The 14,943-nt window shown below is 73.2% G+C and carries 12 protein-coding genes and 1 riboswitch; of the genes, 7 read left to right on the forward strand and 5 right to left on the reverse strand.

Annotation, left to right across the window (positions count from 1 at the left end; all coding sequences use genetic code 11):
- Window positions 1–16: 16 nt before the first annotated feature.
- Window positions 17–111: riboswitch (SAM riboswitch) on the reverse strand.
- Window positions 112–186: 75 nt separating this feature from the next.
- The 3 genes from AC1DUE_RS02360 to AC1DUE_RS02370 all read right to left on the reverse strand — a co-directional run bounded on the left by AC1DUE_RS02360 (window position 187) and on the right by AC1DUE_RS02370 (window position 2,429).
- Window positions 187–402, reverse strand: coding sequence for a hypothetical protein (locus tag AC1DUE_RS02360; RefSeq protein ID WP_477037765.1), 216 nt, complete (start codon window positions 400–402; stop codon window positions 187–189).
- 192 nt (window positions 403–594) lie between these two features.
- Window positions 595–1,194 carry a DNA-3-methyladenine glycosylase I gene (locus AC1DUE_RS02365; RefSeq protein ID WP_477037766.1) on the reverse strand — a complete coding sequence of 200 codons (600 nt, stop codon included), beginning with the start codon at window positions 1,192–1,194 and terminating at the stop codon, window positions 595–597.
- Window positions 1,191–2,429, reverse strand: a complete 1,239-nt coding sequence (locus tag AC1DUE_RS02370; RefSeq protein WP_477037767.1) for a TetR/AcrR family transcriptional regulator — start codon at window positions 2,427–2,429, stop codon at window positions 1,191–1,193. Before AC1DUE_RS02370 ends, AC1DUE_RS02365 begins: the two co-directional genes overlap by 4 nt.
- Window positions 2,430–2,510: 81 nt before the next feature.
- Here AC1DUE_RS02370 and AC1DUE_RS02375 point away from each other — a divergent pair, with 81 nt between their 5' ends.
- The 3 genes from AC1DUE_RS02375 (at window position 2,511) to AC1DUE_RS02385 (ending at window position 5,159) form a co-directional block, all read left to right on the forward strand.
- Window positions 2,511–3,434 carry an ATP-binding cassette domain-containing protein gene (locus tag AC1DUE_RS02375; protein WP_477037768.1) on the forward strand — a complete coding sequence of 308 codons (924 nt, stop codon included), beginning with the start codon at window positions 2,511–2,513 and terminating at the stop codon, window positions 3,432–3,434.
- Entirely contained in the window at window positions 3,434–4,213 is a 780-nt protein-coding gene (locus AC1DUE_RS02380) for an ABC transporter permease (protein ID WP_477037769.1), read from the forward strand. The genes AC1DUE_RS02375 and AC1DUE_RS02380 overlap by 1 nt, the downstream gene beginning before the upstream one ends.
- An 82-nt stretch (window positions 4,214–4,295) precedes the next feature.
- Complete coding sequence (locus AC1DUE_RS02385; RefSeq protein ID WP_477037770.1) at window positions 4,296–5,159, forward strand: hypothetical protein; 864 nt, start codon at window positions 4,296–4,298, stop codon at window positions 5,157–5,159.
- Between the two features lie 3 nt (window positions 5,160–5,162).
- Here AC1DUE_RS02385 and hrpA read toward each other — a convergent pair whose 3' ends face one another.
- Window positions 5,163–9,293 (reverse strand): ATP-dependent RNA helicase HrpA, encoded by a 4,131-nt coding sequence (hrpA, locus tag AC1DUE_RS02390; protein ID WP_477037771.1) that lies wholly within the window; start codon window positions 9,291–9,293, stop codon window positions 5,163–5,165.
- Between the two features lie 77 nt (window positions 9,294–9,370).
- Here hrpA and AC1DUE_RS02395 point away from each other — a divergent pair, with 77 nt between their 5' ends.
- The gene (locus AC1DUE_RS02395; RefSeq protein ID WP_477037772.1) at window positions 9,371–9,856 is read left to right on the forward strand and encodes an aminoacyl-tRNA deacylase; all 486 of its coding nucleotides are present in this window, start codon (window positions 9,371–9,373) and stop codon (window positions 9,854–9,856) included.
- 4 nt (window positions 9,857–9,860) lie between these two features.
- Here the strand turns inward: AC1DUE_RS02395 and AC1DUE_RS02400 are convergent, their stop codons facing one another.
- Window positions 9,861–10,253, reverse strand: coding sequence for a PPOX class F420-dependent oxidoreductase (locus tag AC1DUE_RS02400; protein WP_477037773.1), 393 nt, complete (start codon window positions 10,251–10,253; stop codon window positions 9,861–9,863).
- 118 nt (window positions 10,254–10,371) lie between these two features.
- Here AC1DUE_RS02400 and AC1DUE_RS02405 point away from each other — a divergent pair, with 118 nt between their 5' ends.
- From AC1DUE_RS02405 to AC1DUE_RS02415, 3 genes are read left to right on the forward strand one after another with little or no spacing between them, the layout of a single operon-like run.
- Window positions 10,372–10,695, forward strand: a complete 324-nt coding sequence (locus AC1DUE_RS02405) for an STAS domain-containing protein (RefSeq protein ID WP_477037774.1) — start codon at window positions 10,372–10,374, stop codon at window positions 10,693–10,695.
- Between the two features lie 55 nt (window positions 10,696–10,750).
- Window positions 10,751–11,899 (forward strand): exonuclease SbcCD subunit D, encoded by a 1,149-nt coding sequence (locus AC1DUE_RS02410; protein ID WP_477037775.1) that lies wholly within the window; start codon window positions 10,751–10,753, stop codon window positions 11,897–11,899.
- Entirely contained in the window at window positions 11,899–14,934 is a 3,036-nt protein-coding gene (locus AC1DUE_RS02415) for an AAA family ATPase (RefSeq protein ID WP_477037776.1), read from the forward strand. The genes AC1DUE_RS02410 and AC1DUE_RS02415 overlap by 1 nt, the downstream gene beginning before the upstream one ends.
- Window positions 14,935–14,943 lie beyond the last annotated feature (9 nt).

Below are 14,943 nucleotides of genomic sequence, written 5' to 3' on the forward strand. Positions count from 1 at the left end.
GGGGACATCTGGGTTCACTCCATCGTCCCTGGCGGAAGCACCCACACCCTCGCAAGAGGGGGGTTGCTGCGGCGTCGTCGAGCCAGGTCTCTCGGCCGCTCTGGATGGTAGGCGCGATCGTAGACCGCCGACCACATGGTGGGCAACCACGCTCGATGGGTGAGACGAGACTGTCCCGGGGAGCGATCAGACCCCACGGCGTCCGCCGAGGGTGTTGTCGTCACGCCCGCGGCGCTGTTGCGGGACGTCGAACCACGAGGTGGGCGAGCCGGCCGGGACGAGCCGCAGCCCGTCCTGCACCGCGGCGAGGATGTCCACGTCCGGTGCCGGGGTTCCCGTCAACGCATCGGCCGCGGCGCGCACGTCGTCGTGCCGCCCGTCGGGTTCGAAGACGTCTGCCATTCTCGGCACGATAGTCGGCTGGTTCTCACCTGCCGAGATGGGTTCGGGAGCGTCACCCGGCAGGAGTATCGATCTCACCCGGCGCCACAGCACGCCCAGGACCCCGTCGTCCAGTGCTTCACCCGGGCGTACCAGTGCGTTCTGCCTGGTCAGGCGTCCATCTCTAGGGGCGCGGGGGGTCCGGAGCCTCGGCTAGGCACCCTGGGCGCTCGGACACGTGGCCAGGTGGTCGTCCACCACCCCGCAGGCCTGCATGGCGGCGTACGCGGTGGTGGGTCCGACGAACCGGAAACCGAGCGACTTGAGCTCCTTGGCGAGGGCCTTGGACTCAGGGGTGATGGCCGGGACGTCCGTCCACGTGGCGGGACGCGTCCAGCCGGAGCGGTCGGGGGCGTGCGACCACAGGACCGCGTCGAGGGAGCCGCCGTCCGTGTGCAGCGCGCGCAGCGCCCGGCCGTTCGCGATGGTGGCCTCGATCTTGGCGAGGTTGCGCACGATCGACGCGTCGGCCATCAGCCGCGCGACGTCGTCGTCGCCGAACTCGGCCACGACCTCCGGGTCGAAGTCCGCGAACGCCGCCCGGAACGCGGGCCGCTTGCGCAGGACCGTGATCCAGGCGAGCCCGGACTGGAAGCCCTCGAGCGCGAACCGCTCGAAGAGCGCGTTCTCGCCGTGGACCGGCTTGCCCCACTCCTCGTCGTGGTACTTCTCGTAGAGCGGGTTGCCGTCGCCGAAGCAGCGGCCGATGTTCGAGTCCGGCCGAGGCTCGGGAAGTGGGTCGGGGAGCGTCATGCCCCGAGTCTGTCTCCTCCGTCCGACACCGGACCGGCCGGATGCGGAGCCGCTCGGTCGAGCGAGGGCTGGGGTCGGCTCGACGCGACGACGATCAGCCGCTCGATGCCGTCGAGGATCAGCTGCGTGCCGAAGTCGAGGGTGTCCTCGTCGAGCGGGTCCCAGACGAAGCCGCCGGCGTCGACGGCGCGCAGCAGCGCGGGGTGCGAGGCGGGCGTCGCGAGGATGCCGATGAGCGTGCCCAGGTCGGGTGCGTCGCCCTCCGTGGGGCCGACCGCCGCGGTGCGTGCCTGCGCCGACAGCTGCTCGCTCACCCGCAGCTGGTCGAGCGCATGCGTGGAGAGCACGCCGATGGCGCCGACCTTCTGCGACTCGGTCAGCGGGGTGTCCTCGAGCGCCGCGAGCATGCCCTCCATCCAGGAGAGCCGCCCCGGGCCGATGGCGTGCAGGACCGTGGTCGTGCGGGCCAGCCACGGGTGCGCGCGCAGGATCGGCTGCTGGATCGCGAGGATGAGCTCGAGCCGCTCGCGCCAGCCCCCCAGCGAGGCGTCGGTGACGGGAGGCGTGCCCGCGGCGCGGTCGGACATGAGGCTCAGCACCTCGTCCTTGGACGTGACGTAGCGGTAGAGCGACATCGTCGTGAAGCCGAGCGACTCGGCCAGACGCGACATCGAGACGGCGTCCAGGCCCTCGGCGTCGGCCAGCGCGATGCCCGCGTCGGCGATCTGCTCCAGCGACAGGCCCGGGCGCGGACCCGGCCGCCCGACCGCCGGCGCTCGCCACAGCACCGCGATGCCGGGCGGAAGGTCGGCGGGCAGCGGCAGTTCGTCCGCGGGAGCGGTCGACGCGGCGACCCGGACCGCCTGCCGCCGGGCCTTCTCGGCGTCCCGGGCGGCCCGCTGCTGCGCGAGCGACGCGGTGCGCTCGGCGCGCTCCGCCTCGCGCAGCCGCGTGGCGGCCTCACGAGCGGCGTCGCGGGCGGCCTTCTCCTGTCGCTCACGCTCGTCGCGCTCGGCCTTCTCCCTGTCCTTGACGCGCTTGTCGGCCTCGCGCCGGCGACGCTCGACGTCCCGCGCCGCGTCGCGCTCGGCCTTCTCCAGGTCGCGCCGCGCCCGCTCGGCCTCCTTGGCCTCTGCGCGCTCGGCGCGTTCGCGGTCCTTGCGCAGCGCCTCGGCCTCACGGCGGGCGTCCTCGGCCTCGCGTGCTGCCTGTGGGTCGTTCGATTCCTGGCTCACGACACCTCCTTGACTGCCGATCCTACAAGTGTGTATGAAGTACACACACAGTTTACGCCATACACAAAAAAGGGGATCCCGATGAGTGCACCCGTCGTCGTCGCCCGAGGACTGCGCAAGTCCTACGGCGACATCACCGTGCTCGACGGCGTCGACCTCGACGTCGCACAGGGCGAGGTCCTCGCCCTGCTCGGTCCCAACGGGGCCGGCAAGACCACCACCATCCGCATCCTGTCCACGCTGCTGAAGCCGGACGCGGGCACCGCGTACGTCGCCGGCAAGGACGTGGTGAAGCAGGCCGCGGACGTCCGCGCGTCGATCAGCCTCACCGGGCAGTTCGCGGCCGTCGACGAGCTCCTGACCGGCGTCGAGAACCTGCGGCTCATGGCACGCCTCGCACACCTGGGCAAGCAGGAGGTACGCATCCGCAGCGACGAGCTGCTGGAGCTGTTCGACCTCACCGACGCCGGCCGCCGCGTGGTGAAGTCCTACTCCGGCGGCATGCGGCGCCGGCTCGACCTGGCCGTCGGGCTGCTCGCTCGCCCGCAGGTGGTGTTCCTCGACGAGCCGACCACAGGCCTCGACCCGCGCAGCCGCAACGGGCTGTGGGAGGTCATCCGCGACGTCGTCGCGACCGGGACGACCGTGCTGCTCACCACGCAGTACCTCGAGGAGGCCGACCAGCTGGCCGACCGGATCGCGGTCATCGACCACGGCCGGATGATCGCCGACGGCACGGCGTCCGAGCTCAAGCGGGCGGTCGGTTCCGCGCACGTCGAGCTCCGTCTCCGAGACGGCGCGGAGGAGCGGATCCAGACCGACGGTTCCGTGCACGACGTCCGCCGGATCCTCGCCGACATCGAGCGCCGCGGCATCGCCGTGGACACCTGGGAGGTCCGCTCCCCCACCCTCGACGACGTCTTCCTGACGCTCACCGGCCGCCCGGCCGACGACGCGGACCCGGAGCTCGTCCTCGCTGCCTCGTCGACGAGCAAGGAGTCCTGATGACCACGATCACCACGCCGCCAGCCCTGGGCTGGGGCGTCCACGACACCGCGTCGCTCGTCTGGCGCTCCGTCCGCCGCTCCGTGCGGCAGCTCGACACGATCCTGCTGGCGGTGCTGCTGCCGGTGATGCTCCTGCTGATGTTCGTCTACGTGTTCGGCGGGGCGCTCGATGCCGGCATGGACTACGTCGACTGGGTCGTGCCCGGGATCATCCTCCTCACCGCCGGGTACGGGTCCGCGAACACCGCGGTCGACGTCGCCAGCGACATGACCGGCGGCATCATCGACCGCTTCCGGTCCCTGCCGATCCGCCCGACGGGCGTGCTCACCGGGCACGTGGTCGCGTCGATGGCGCGCAACGCGGTGTCGACCGCGCTCGTGGTCGGGATCGCGTTCCTCATCGGGTTCGACGCGCACGCGTCCGTGCTCGACTGGGTCGCAGCGCTCGGGCTCATCGCCCTGTTCGTCCTCGCGCTCACGTGGATCGCTGTGGCCATCGGCGTCGTCGCGTCGGGCCCCGAGGCCGCCAGCGGCTTCACGTTCATCATCCTGTTCATCCCGTACGTGTCGTCCGCGTTCGTGCCGCCGGAGTCGATGCCGTCGGTGCTGGAGAACATCGCCACCTACAACCCGATCACGCCGCTCTCGGACACGCTCCGCGGCCTGCTGCTGGGCCAGCCGGTCGGGTCCACCTGGCCTGCTGCGGTCCTCTGGTGCCTCGGCATCTTCGTGGTGGGCCGCGTCGCCGCCGGGCTGCTGTTCCGCCGGTCCCGCTAGTCGCGTTCCGACGAGGTGCCCCGTGGCGTCCAGCCACGGGGCACCTCTCGCGCACCCGTGCGATGTTCGCTAGACACGGAGCATGACGACGCCTCCGCCGGACGGTCCGCTGTTCCCACCGGTGCCGGGTGCGTCGCCGGAGCCGCCGCCGCCGTCTTCGTCGCGACGCGGCTGGATCATCGCGCTCGCGGTCCTGCTCGTCGTCGCGATCGGCGTCATCGTGTTCCTCCTGGTGCGGGACGACGCGTCCGACGAGCCCGCCGCGTCGCCGTCGGAGTCGACGTCGTCGACCGCGCCGGAGCCGACGACCACCACCGAGCCGGAGAGCCCGCCGGCCGCGGCGGGCTGCGCCCCCAACGGCGTCGCCGCTCCCCCCGGCGCGAACGAGGTCACCGTCGTGGACGTCGACGGGGACGGGAAGCCGGACAAGGCCTGGATCAGCCCGGGCGCCGACCGCCAGTTCGGCATCACGACCGCGTCGGGTGCGACGTTCTCGATCCCGATCGAGTCGGCCAGCCCGGAGCCCGCATCGGCGGTGGTGAACCTGGTGCAGAAGGACAAGCTGCCGATCGCGCTGGTGAGCACCGGTCGGGAGGCCCTCCTCTACTCGCTCGCGCAGTGCGAGGTGAAGCCGGTGGCCAACGCGCAGGGGCAGCCGTACACGTTCGACCTGGGGTTCGCGGGCGCCGGCACGGGCGTCGGGTGCTCGGGCGCCGACCTCGACCTCGCCGGGCTGAACGCCGTCGCGGCGGCCGACGGCACGTTCACGGTCACGCGGACGTTCGTGACGCTGGACGCCGACGCCCGCAACGCCACGAACGGCTCGCCGGAGGACGTCGCCACAGGTGCGGCGGCTGACGAGGCGGTCGTGACGACCGCGCAGGAGGTCTCGTGCGGCGAGCTCGTCGCGGGCAACCCGGCCGACGGCCCGGTCGAGCCGCAGTAGCGGTCAGCCGGCGGCCGCCAGCGCCTTCTTGATGCGGGTGGTCGAGACGGGAGCGGGCGTGCCGAGCTGCTGCGCGAACAGGCTGACGCGCAGCTCCTCGAGCTGCCAGCGGACGTCGTCGACCGGCAGACCCTTCTCGACGGCGTCGTCGTAGGCCGCCTCGACGTCCTGCACCTGCCAGGCGAGGTCGGCGTCCCGCTGCGGGTTCTCGGCCGCCTTGACCAGCCGGTGGCGCGCGGCCCGCAGGTAGCGCGTGAGGTGGGGGAGCCGGTCCGCGCCGACCTCGCTGACGAACCCGTCGTGCACGAGCCGCTGCGCCTGCGAGCGGATGTCCTGCGCGGTGGCCAGCAGGGCGAGGCTGGACCTGCCGCGGATCTCGGCGTCGAGCTCTCGCTCGGCCGTGAGCACCGCGACGAGGTCCCCGACGATCGCGTGGACGGTGTCCTCGAGGCCGGCGCGGACCGTCGCGCGCAGCGCATCGTAGGTGCCGGCGTCGCGGACCTCGCGCGTCGGGCCGATCAGCCGGTCGATCGCTGCGAGCTGCACGTCGGCGACCAGCGCGTCCGTGGTCCGGTACGGGCTCGACGCCAGCGTGAGCGCCTGCGTGCCGTTCCAGCGGCTGGTGATGCGGGCGGTCGCGAGGCCGACGTCCAGCAGCAGGAGTCGTCGCAGCCCGCGGTGCGCGGCGACCGGGCGCTGCGACTCGTCGGCCAGCGAACGGACCGCGACCGTGCCGCCCTTCTCCTCGACGAGGGTCGGGTATGCGCGGACCGGCCCCGCCTCCAGGACCTCGGGCAGCTCGGGCAGGTCCGCGGGCCAGGTGCGCAGACCGGTGCGGTCGAGGGAGACCAGAGGCTTCGCGACGACGGTCGCGGGGGTGCCGGCGACCGCCGTGGGCACCGGGACGGGTGCGGTGCCGGAGGCGCGCGCCTCCTCCATCGCGGCGCGGACGGCCGTGCGGACGGCGTCGTCGACCGCGGACTGCGTCTGCCTCGCCAGCCGGCGCTGCAGGACGAGCAGGTCCTTGCCCTCGTCGACCACTCCCCCGCGGTCGCCGACCACCCGGAACGTCATCCGCAGGTGCGCCGGCAGGCGGTCGTCGTCGAACGCGTCCTCGGGCACGTCGACGTCGCGCAGGGCCAGGACCGCTCGTCGGAACACGTCCCGGAAGGACGGTGCGGCGTCTCCGGCGCGGACGGTGTCCTCCCAGTCCGCGGTGTGCTCGGTCATCCAGGCGTCGACCGCGCGCGCGACGTCGGGTGCGGGGACCAGCTGGACGCGCACGGGCTTGGGCAGCGCGCGGATCGTCGCGGTGACGAGCTCCTCGCGCAGGCCGGGCACCATCCAGCCGAAGCCGTCGGGAACCAGGCGCGCGAGCGTGGTCAGCGGGATATGTACAGTCACGCCGTCGGCTTCTGTACCAGGCTCGAACTGGTACGTCAGCGGCAGGCGCAGGTCGCCCTGCGGCCAACGCGACGGGAACGACGACTCGTCGATCGCACCCGCCTCGCCCACGAGCAGCTCGCGGGTGAACGACAGGAGGTCGGGGTCGTCGCGGCGCGCGGTCTTCCACCACTGGTCGAAGTGCCGGGCGGAGACGACGTCGTCCGGGACGCGCTCGTCGTAGAACGCGAAGAGCGTGTCGTCGTCGACCACGAGGTCTCGTCGTCGGGCCCGTGCCTCCAGGCCCTCCGCCTCGGCGAGCAGGCGCCGGTTCTCGTGAAAGAACTGGTGGTGCGTGGTCCACTCGCCCTGCACGAGGGCGTGCCGCACGAACAGCTCACGGGCGTGCTCGGGGTCGACCTTGGCGTAGAGCACGCGCCGGTTGGTGACGATCGGGACGCCGTAGAGCAGGACGCGCTCGAACGCGGTCGCGGCGCCCTGCTTGGTGGACCAGGCCGGCTCGGAGTACGTGCGCCGGACCAGGTGAGCGCCGACCTCCTCGGCCCACTCCGGCTGGATCCGCGCGACGTCGCGACCCCACAGCCGGCTCGTCTCGACGAGCTCGGCGGCCATGACCCACGCCGGGGGCTTCCGCGCCAGGCCGGAGCCGGGGAAGATCGCGAACCGCGCGCCGCGGGCGCCGAGGTACTCGTTGCGCGGGCGCTTGCTGGGCGGCCGCTTGCCCGCGGCGGGCGCGGCGACCTCGGTCGCCTCCTGCATGCCGATCTGGCTGAGCAGCCCGGCCAGGATCGCGACGTGGATGCGGTCGCCGTCCCAGGAGAGCTTGAGCGGGTCGGCCTCTGCGGCGGTCTCGTTGCGCGGAGGATTCATGACGATCCCCAGCGGCTTGGCCAGCTCGCGCAGCTGCGTGACCACGTCCTGCCACTCGCGGATGCGCAGGTAGTTCAGGTACTCGGAGCGCACCTGGCGGCGGAAGGCGGAGCCCGACAGGTCGCGCTGCTGGTCCTTGAGGTACTGCCAGAGGTTCAGGTAGGTGAGCAGGTCGCTCGTCGGGTCGGCGAACCGGCTGTGCGACAGGTCGGCCTTGTCGCGCTCCTCGGCCGGGCGCTCACGCGGGTCCTGGATGGACAGCGCGGCGGCGATGATCATCACCTCGCGTGCGACGTTGCGACGACCGCCCTCGACGATCATCCGCGCGAGCCGCGGGTCCATCGGGAGCTGGGCGAGTGCCTTGCCGGTCTCGGTCAGGCGCGCGCCGTCCAGCGCTCCCAGCTCGGTCAGCAGCTGCACGCCGTCGCGCACCGCGCGGGTGTCGGGGGGGTCGACGAACGGGAACTCGCCGATCTCCTCGGGGGTCGCGGCGACGCCGACGGCGATCATCTGCAGGATCACGGACGCGAGCGACGTCCGCAGGATCTCGGGCTCGGTGTACTCGGGCCGGGCCTCGAAGTCGTCCTGCGAGTACAGCCGGATCGCGATGCCGTCCGCGACGCGCCCGCAGCGGCCGGAGCGCTGGTTGGCCGACGCCTGCGAGATGGGCTCGATCGGCAGCCGCTGGACCTTGGTGGCCTTGGAGAACCGGCTGATGCGCGCGGTGCCCGGGTCGATCACGTAGCGGATGCCCGGCACGGTCAGCGACGTCTCGGCGACGTTGGTGGACAGGACCACGCGCCGGTTCTGGTGCCGCTCGAACACGCGGTGCTGCTCGGCGGCGGACAGCCGGCTGTAGAGCGGCAGGAGCTCGACGGCGTTCGGGAGGCGGGGGTCCGTGACCAGCGAGCCCCGCAGCACGTCCTCCGCATCCCGGATCTCCCGCTCGCCCGAGAGGAACACCAGGATGTCGCCCGGCCCCTCGAGCATCAGCTCGTCGACCGCCTCCGCGATCGCCGTCATCGGGTCGCGGTCCTCGGGCTTCTTGCGCTGGCCCTCGACGGCCTCGGCGACGAGCGGGCGGTAGCGGATCTCGACGGGGTACGTGCGGCCGGTGACCTCGACGACGGGGGCGGGCGTGCCGGCGGCGTTCTTGAAGTGCGTCGCGAACCGGTCGGAGTCGATCGTCGCCGACGTGATGACGACCTTGAGGTCCGGGCGCTTGGGCAGCAGCTGCGTGAGGTACCCGAGGATGAAGTCGATGTTCAGCGACCGCTCGTGCGCCTCGTCGATGATGAGCGTGTCGTAGGCGCGCAGCATCGGGTCCCGCTGGATCTGCGCCAGCAGGATGCCGTCGGTCATCACCTTGACCAGCGTCTCCTCGGACGACGTGTCCGTGAACCGCACCTGGTAGCCGACGATCCCGCCGAGCGGTGCGTCGCCCGCGATCTCCTCGTTGATCCGCTCGGCCACGCTGCGTGCGGCGATCCGCCGCGGCTGCGTGTGCCCGATCTGACCCTCGCGTCCACGGCCCAGCTCCAGGGCGATCTTCGGGATCTGCGTGGTCTTGCCGGACCCCGTCTCGCCCGCGATCACGACCACCTGGTGGTCGCGGATGGCCGCGGCGATCTCGTCGCGACGAGCACTGACGGGCAGCTGCTCGGGGAACGTGATCGGCGGGACCACCACGTGGCGACGGACCTCGGCGGCCCGCTCACGCCGAGCGGCCGCGCGTCCGTCGTCGGAACCCTGGCTCGTGCGCTGGGCAGGCGCCTGGGGGTTGCGCGCGCCTCGCCGTCTCGGGGGTCGCCGCCGCCCGGACCCGGACGGGCCAGCGGGGGCGGGGGACGGCGTGCTCACGACGTCCCATCCTCCCAGGTGCGGCACGGACCTCGCTCGCGCATTACCTCGGCCGGCACAGTCCTACAGTGACCACCATGACCGACAACGCCGCCAGCGAGGGTGAGCGCCGGGCGGCAGCCGCCCTCGAGGCCTCAGGCATCACGTACGAGATCACCCGCCACGGGCCTGTGTCGTCGCTGCAGGAGGCCGCCACGGCCCGCGGCATCGACCCCGCCGGGATCATCAAGACGATCGTGGTCCGACGAGGCGACGACGACTTCCTGTTCGTCCTCGTGCCCGGTGACCGCACGATCTCCTGGCCCAAGCTGCGGGCGCTGCTCGGCGTGACGCGGCTCTCGATGCCCGACGCCGACACGGCGAAGGAGGTGACCGGCTACGTGCGCGGCACGATCACGCCGTTCGGGTCGCTGGTCGAGTGGCCGGTCGTCGCCGACTCGCGCGTGCCGCTGCGGACGGTGTCGATCGGCGGCGGCGCGCACGGCGTCGCGGCGAACGTGGACGGCGCCGAGCTGGTGAAGGTCCTAAACGCGACGGTCTCGGACGTGACGGACCCGGAGTAGCGGGCTACTTCGTGACGTACGTCGTCGGGCGGACCGTCAGGATCACGCGCTTGTGGGCGTCCTTGATCTCGTAGCTCTCGCCGTACCGCTTCTGCAGCGACTGGTAGAAGCTCGCCACCTCGTCGTCCGGCTCGGTCTTCTCGACGACGCCGCGGACCTCCAGCGAGCGGTACGGGTCGTCGGGATCGGCGATGGAGATCGCGACGCGGGGCTCGTGGGCGATGTTCTTGAACTTCTGGCGGGTGGTCGTGTGCGTGAACCGCAGGACGTCGCCGTCCCAGACGAACCACATGACGCTGCTGTGCGGGGAACCGTCGGGCGCGACCGTGGCGAGGTGGGCGAACGTGGGTCGCTCGAGGAGGTCGGCGTGGCTTGCGGGGAGCTCGGTGGTGGCCATCGAGCGAGGCTAACGCGGGCTCGGGAACCCCGCGCGCGACGTCTCCGTTTCCTAGGTAGCGTCATCGCGCCGGCGGCACCTCCCCGGCGTCACGCACTGCGTTGGGACTCATGTGGCAATGGAGCTGATCGACCCGCCGACCGCCGGGAGCATCCGGGTCGAGGCCCGGGACGGCAGCACGGTGGTGGTCCTGGTGGGCGAGATCGACGCCTCCCTGCGCGCCGAGGCGAGCGCCTGCATGGCGCAGTCCCTCGTGGCGGGAGCCCCGGTGATCATCGACTCCACGCTCGCGACGTTCATCGACTCGTCGGGGATCGCGTTCGTCCTGCAGCTCCACCTGGCCGCCACCGAGGCGGGGATCGCCGTCTCCCTGCGTGACCCGCACCGGGTGCTGCTCGACGTGCTGGACATGATCGGGCTGGGTGGCGAGCTGCCCGTCTGACGGCTTCCCGGCACGTCCCACGGTCGTTGTCGGTGGGCCGGGTTACGTTCGCCGCATGCGGTTGTTGCACACGTCGGACTGGCACCTGGGCCGGACGCTGCACGGGGTCGATCTGCTCGACCACCAGGCGGCGTACCTCGCGCACCTGGTCGATGTCGTGCGCTCCGAGCAGGTCGACGCGGTGGTCGTCGCGGGGGACGTGTACGACCGGGCGATCCCGCCCGTCGAGGCCGTGACGCTCCTGTCGGACACGCTCGCGCAGCTGGCCGAGCACACCACCGTCGTCGTCACGTCCGGCAACCACGACTCGGCCACGCGCCTGGGGTTCGGCGCCGGCGTCTTCAAGGAGAGCGTGCGGCTGCGCACCCGGGTCGCGGGGCTGGCGTCTCCGGTCGTGCTCTCCGACGAGGTCCTCGTCTACGGCATCCCCTACCTCGACCCGGACTTCGCGCGGGTCGAGCTCGCGGACGCGCCCGACGCACCGCTCGTCCGGTCGCACGAGGCCGTGACGACGGCGGCGATGCGGCGGATCCGCGCCGACGCCGAGTCGCGCGGACAGGCACGTGTCGTCGTCGCCGCCCACGCGTTCGTCATGGGCGGCGAGCCGACCGAGTCCGAGCGGGACATCCGCGTCGGTGGCGTGGACCACGTGCCCGCCGGGGTGTTCGCGGGCGCCTCCTACGTGGCGCTGGGGCACCTGCACGGGCCGCAGGGGCTCGACGGCCCGGACGGGACCGTGCTGCGCTACTCGGGCTCGCCGCTCGCGTACTCGTTCTCGGAGCAGCACCACGCCAAGTCGACCGTGCTGGTGGACCTGTCGGGTCCCGTCGTGCGGACCGAGCTGATCGCTGCCCCGGTCCCTCGCCGGCTCGCGGACGTGTCCGGCCCGCTGGACGAGCTGCTCGCCGACGAGAGGCACGTCGACGACTGGGTCCGCGTGACGGTCACGGACGTCCACCGCCCGCAGGACCTCTTCCGCCGCGTCCGCGCACGCTTCCCGCACGCGCTCGTGGTCCAGCACGTCCCGGTGGCGCTGCCCGGGCGACCCCGGCCCTCGGTGGTGACCGCCGCGCACGACCCGCTCGACGTCGCCGCCGACTTCCTCACGCACGTCACCGGCCACGGGCCGACGCCGGCCGAGGTGGCCGTGCTGCGGCGTGCCTACGAGGACGTGGCAGACGTCGACGCCGAGAAGAGCGCCTGATGCAGCTGCGCTCCCTGACGCTGCAGGCGATCGGCCCGTTCGCCGGCCGGCACACCATCGACTTCGGGGCGCTCGCGCAGGGCGGGCTCTTCCTGCTCGAGGGTCCGACGGGGTCCGGCAAGTCCACGGTGATCGACGCGATCGTGTTCGCGCTCTACGGCAAGGTCGCGTCCGCGGAGGCCAGCGAGGAGCGACTGCGCTCGGCGTATGCCGCTGACGACGCGGAGAGCATGGTCGACCTCGTGTTCGAGGTGCCGGCGGGGGTGTTCCGGGTGCGGCGCACGCCCGCCTACCAGCGCGCCAAGCGCCGCGGGACCGGGACGACGCCCGCGCAGGCGTCGGTGAAGCTGTGGCGGTTGACGGCCGATGCCGGGCCCGACGATGTCGGCATCCCGCTGGGCAACCGGCTGGACGAGGTCGGCGCGGAGATCCAGCGGCTGGTCGGCCTCGACCGCACCCAGTTCGTGCAGACGATCGTCCTGCCGCAGGGCGAGTTCGCGCACTTCCTGCGTGCCAAGCCCGAGGACCGCAAGGACCTGTTGCAGAAGATCTTCGGAACCGAGGTCTACGAACGGCTGCAGAAGCGGCTGGCCGAGATGCGTCGCGAGAGCGACCGCGGAACCGACGCAGCCCGGGTGGCCCTGAGGTCGGGCGCCGCGCAGCTGGTCGGCGCCGCGCGGCTGGCGCCCGAGGACGGCGCCGTGCTCCGGTCCGCGGTCGAGGACGCGATCGCCTCCACCGCGCTCGTGGCGTCCGTCTCGGACGTCGTGTCGGCGACCACCGCCACGCTCTCGGCTCTCGCCGGCTCGGCGCGCTCTCGGTCCGGTGAGGCCGAGGCGGCGTGGCTCGAGGCCCGGCGGCTGCTCGACGAGGCGCGCGTTGCCGCCGACCTGGTAGCCACGCGCGATCGGCTCCGGGTGCGTCGGGCCGAGCTCGAGGCGTCCGCCGACCTGAACTCGCAGGCCGTGTCCCGGCTGGCTCGTGCGCGCTCCGCCCAGGCTGTGCGGCCCCTGCTCGTCGGGCTCGACCGGGCGCTGACCGCGCTCGACGCCGCCGAGAAGGGCGTGCTGGCGGCCCTCGACGCCGCGCCGCCCGACATCGCCGACGCCCCCGACGGCTCGCTGCGGACGCACGTGCGCGCCGCGAGCCGCTCCGCAGCGGCGGAGGCGGCAACGCTGCAACGGCTGGTCGAGGTCGAGGCCGGCCTGGCGACGCGGCGGCGTGCGATGCGGGCCGCGCGGGCCGCCCTGGACGACCTGCAGGCTGCGATCACGGTCGACGACACCTGGCTGGCCGGCCGGCCCGACGAGCGCGAGGTGCTGCACGCGACGCTCGAGGCCGCGCGGACCCTCGCCGCCGAGCGCGGCGACCGGTCGGCCGCGGTGACCGCAGCGGGCGAGGTGGTCACCGCACACACCGAGCTGAGGTCCGCGCAGGAGGCGCTCGCGGTCGCGGTCGAGACGCATGCGGCGGCCGCCGCGCTCGCGGTGTCGGCGCACGAGCGCGAGACCGTGCTGCGCCGTGCGCGGATCGCCGGGCTCGCCGGTGAGCTCGCCGCCGACCTCGCCGACGGCGACGACTGCCCGGTGTGCGGTTCGGCCGAGCACCCCGCCAAGGCGCCCCTCGACGCCAACCACGTCTCCGCCGCGCAGGTGGACCAGGCGGAGGGCGAGCGGTTGCGGGCCGAGGACGTGCTGGTCGCCGCGGTCGCGCAGGTCGGGCGGCTCACGGAGCGCGTCGCAGGACTGGCGCAGCGCACCGGGGACCTCGACGCCGCAGAGGCCGAGGCGGCGCTGGCCGAGTCCCGCGCGGCGCTGGCCGAGGCTCAGGCCGCCGAGCGCGAGGTGGCCCGGCTCGGGCCGGTGCTGGACGGGTTCGACGAGGGGACGCGTTCCCGAGAGGCGCGACGGGCGTCCGCCGTCGCACAGCTGGCCGGCGACACCGCAACCCTCGACGTCACGCTGCACGACCTCGACACAGCCGAGGCGGACGTCGTGACCGCTCGCGGTGAGCACCCGACGGTCGCGGCACGGCACTCCGAGATGCTGGAGCGCGCCGCCGCCGCGGACGCCGTGCTGGAGGCTCTCGGCGAGCGGGCGACAGCGCGGGACGAGGTGCGCCGCCGGGAGGTCGAGCTGGCCGACGGGCTGGCCGAGCAGCGCTTCGGGACGGCCGCCGAGGCCCGCGACTCGCTCGTCGAGGCGGCCGTGCTCGCCGAGCTCGAGGCGATCGTCACCGCGTACGCGACCGAGCTGGACCGCGTCACGGCGGGTCTGGCCGAGCCCGCGATCGTCGCGCTGGCCGAGGACCTCGTGGTCGACCTCGACGCGGTCCGGTCCGCCGAGTCCGTCGCGCGCGGGCTGGCCGAGGAGGCCGCAGGAGCCGCCCGGGTGGCCACCGACCGGTCGCACGCCGCCGAGTCGGCCGGTGCGGACGTCGTCGCGGCGGCGCGGGTGCTGGCCGAGCGGATCGAGCAGGCCGGGCCGGTCTCGCGGCTGGCCGACCTGGCCGCGGGCGGCGGCAGCGACAACGCGCGCAGCCTCTCGCTGGCCACCTTCGTGCTCATGCGTCGGTTCGAGGACGTCGTCGCGGCCGCCAACGACCGGCTGCTGCTCGTCTCGGACGGCCGGTTCGAGCTCGAGCGCAGCGACGAGAAGGAGGACGTCCGCGCCCGGAACACGGGTCTGGCGATGCGCGTCCTCGACCACCGCACCGGCCGCCCTCAGGACCCGCGGCAGCTGTCCGGCGGCGAGACCTTCTACGTCTCGCTCTGCCTCGCGCTCGGCATGGCGGACGTGGTCACCGCCGAGGCCGGAGGGATCGACCTCGGCACCCTCTTCGTCGACGAGGGGTTCGGGTCGCTGGACGCGCACACTCTCGACCAGGTGCTCGCCGAGCTGGGCCGGCTGCGTGCCGGCGGGCGGGTGGTCGGGGTGGTGTCCCACGTCGAGACGCTGAAGCAGTCGATCGCCGACCGCATCGAGATCCGCCCGACCGCCGAGGGCCCCAGCACGCTGAGCGTCCGGGCCGGCTGAGCGGCGCCG

It is taken from the genome of Cellulomonas sp. P4_A2, assembly GCF_056402515.1.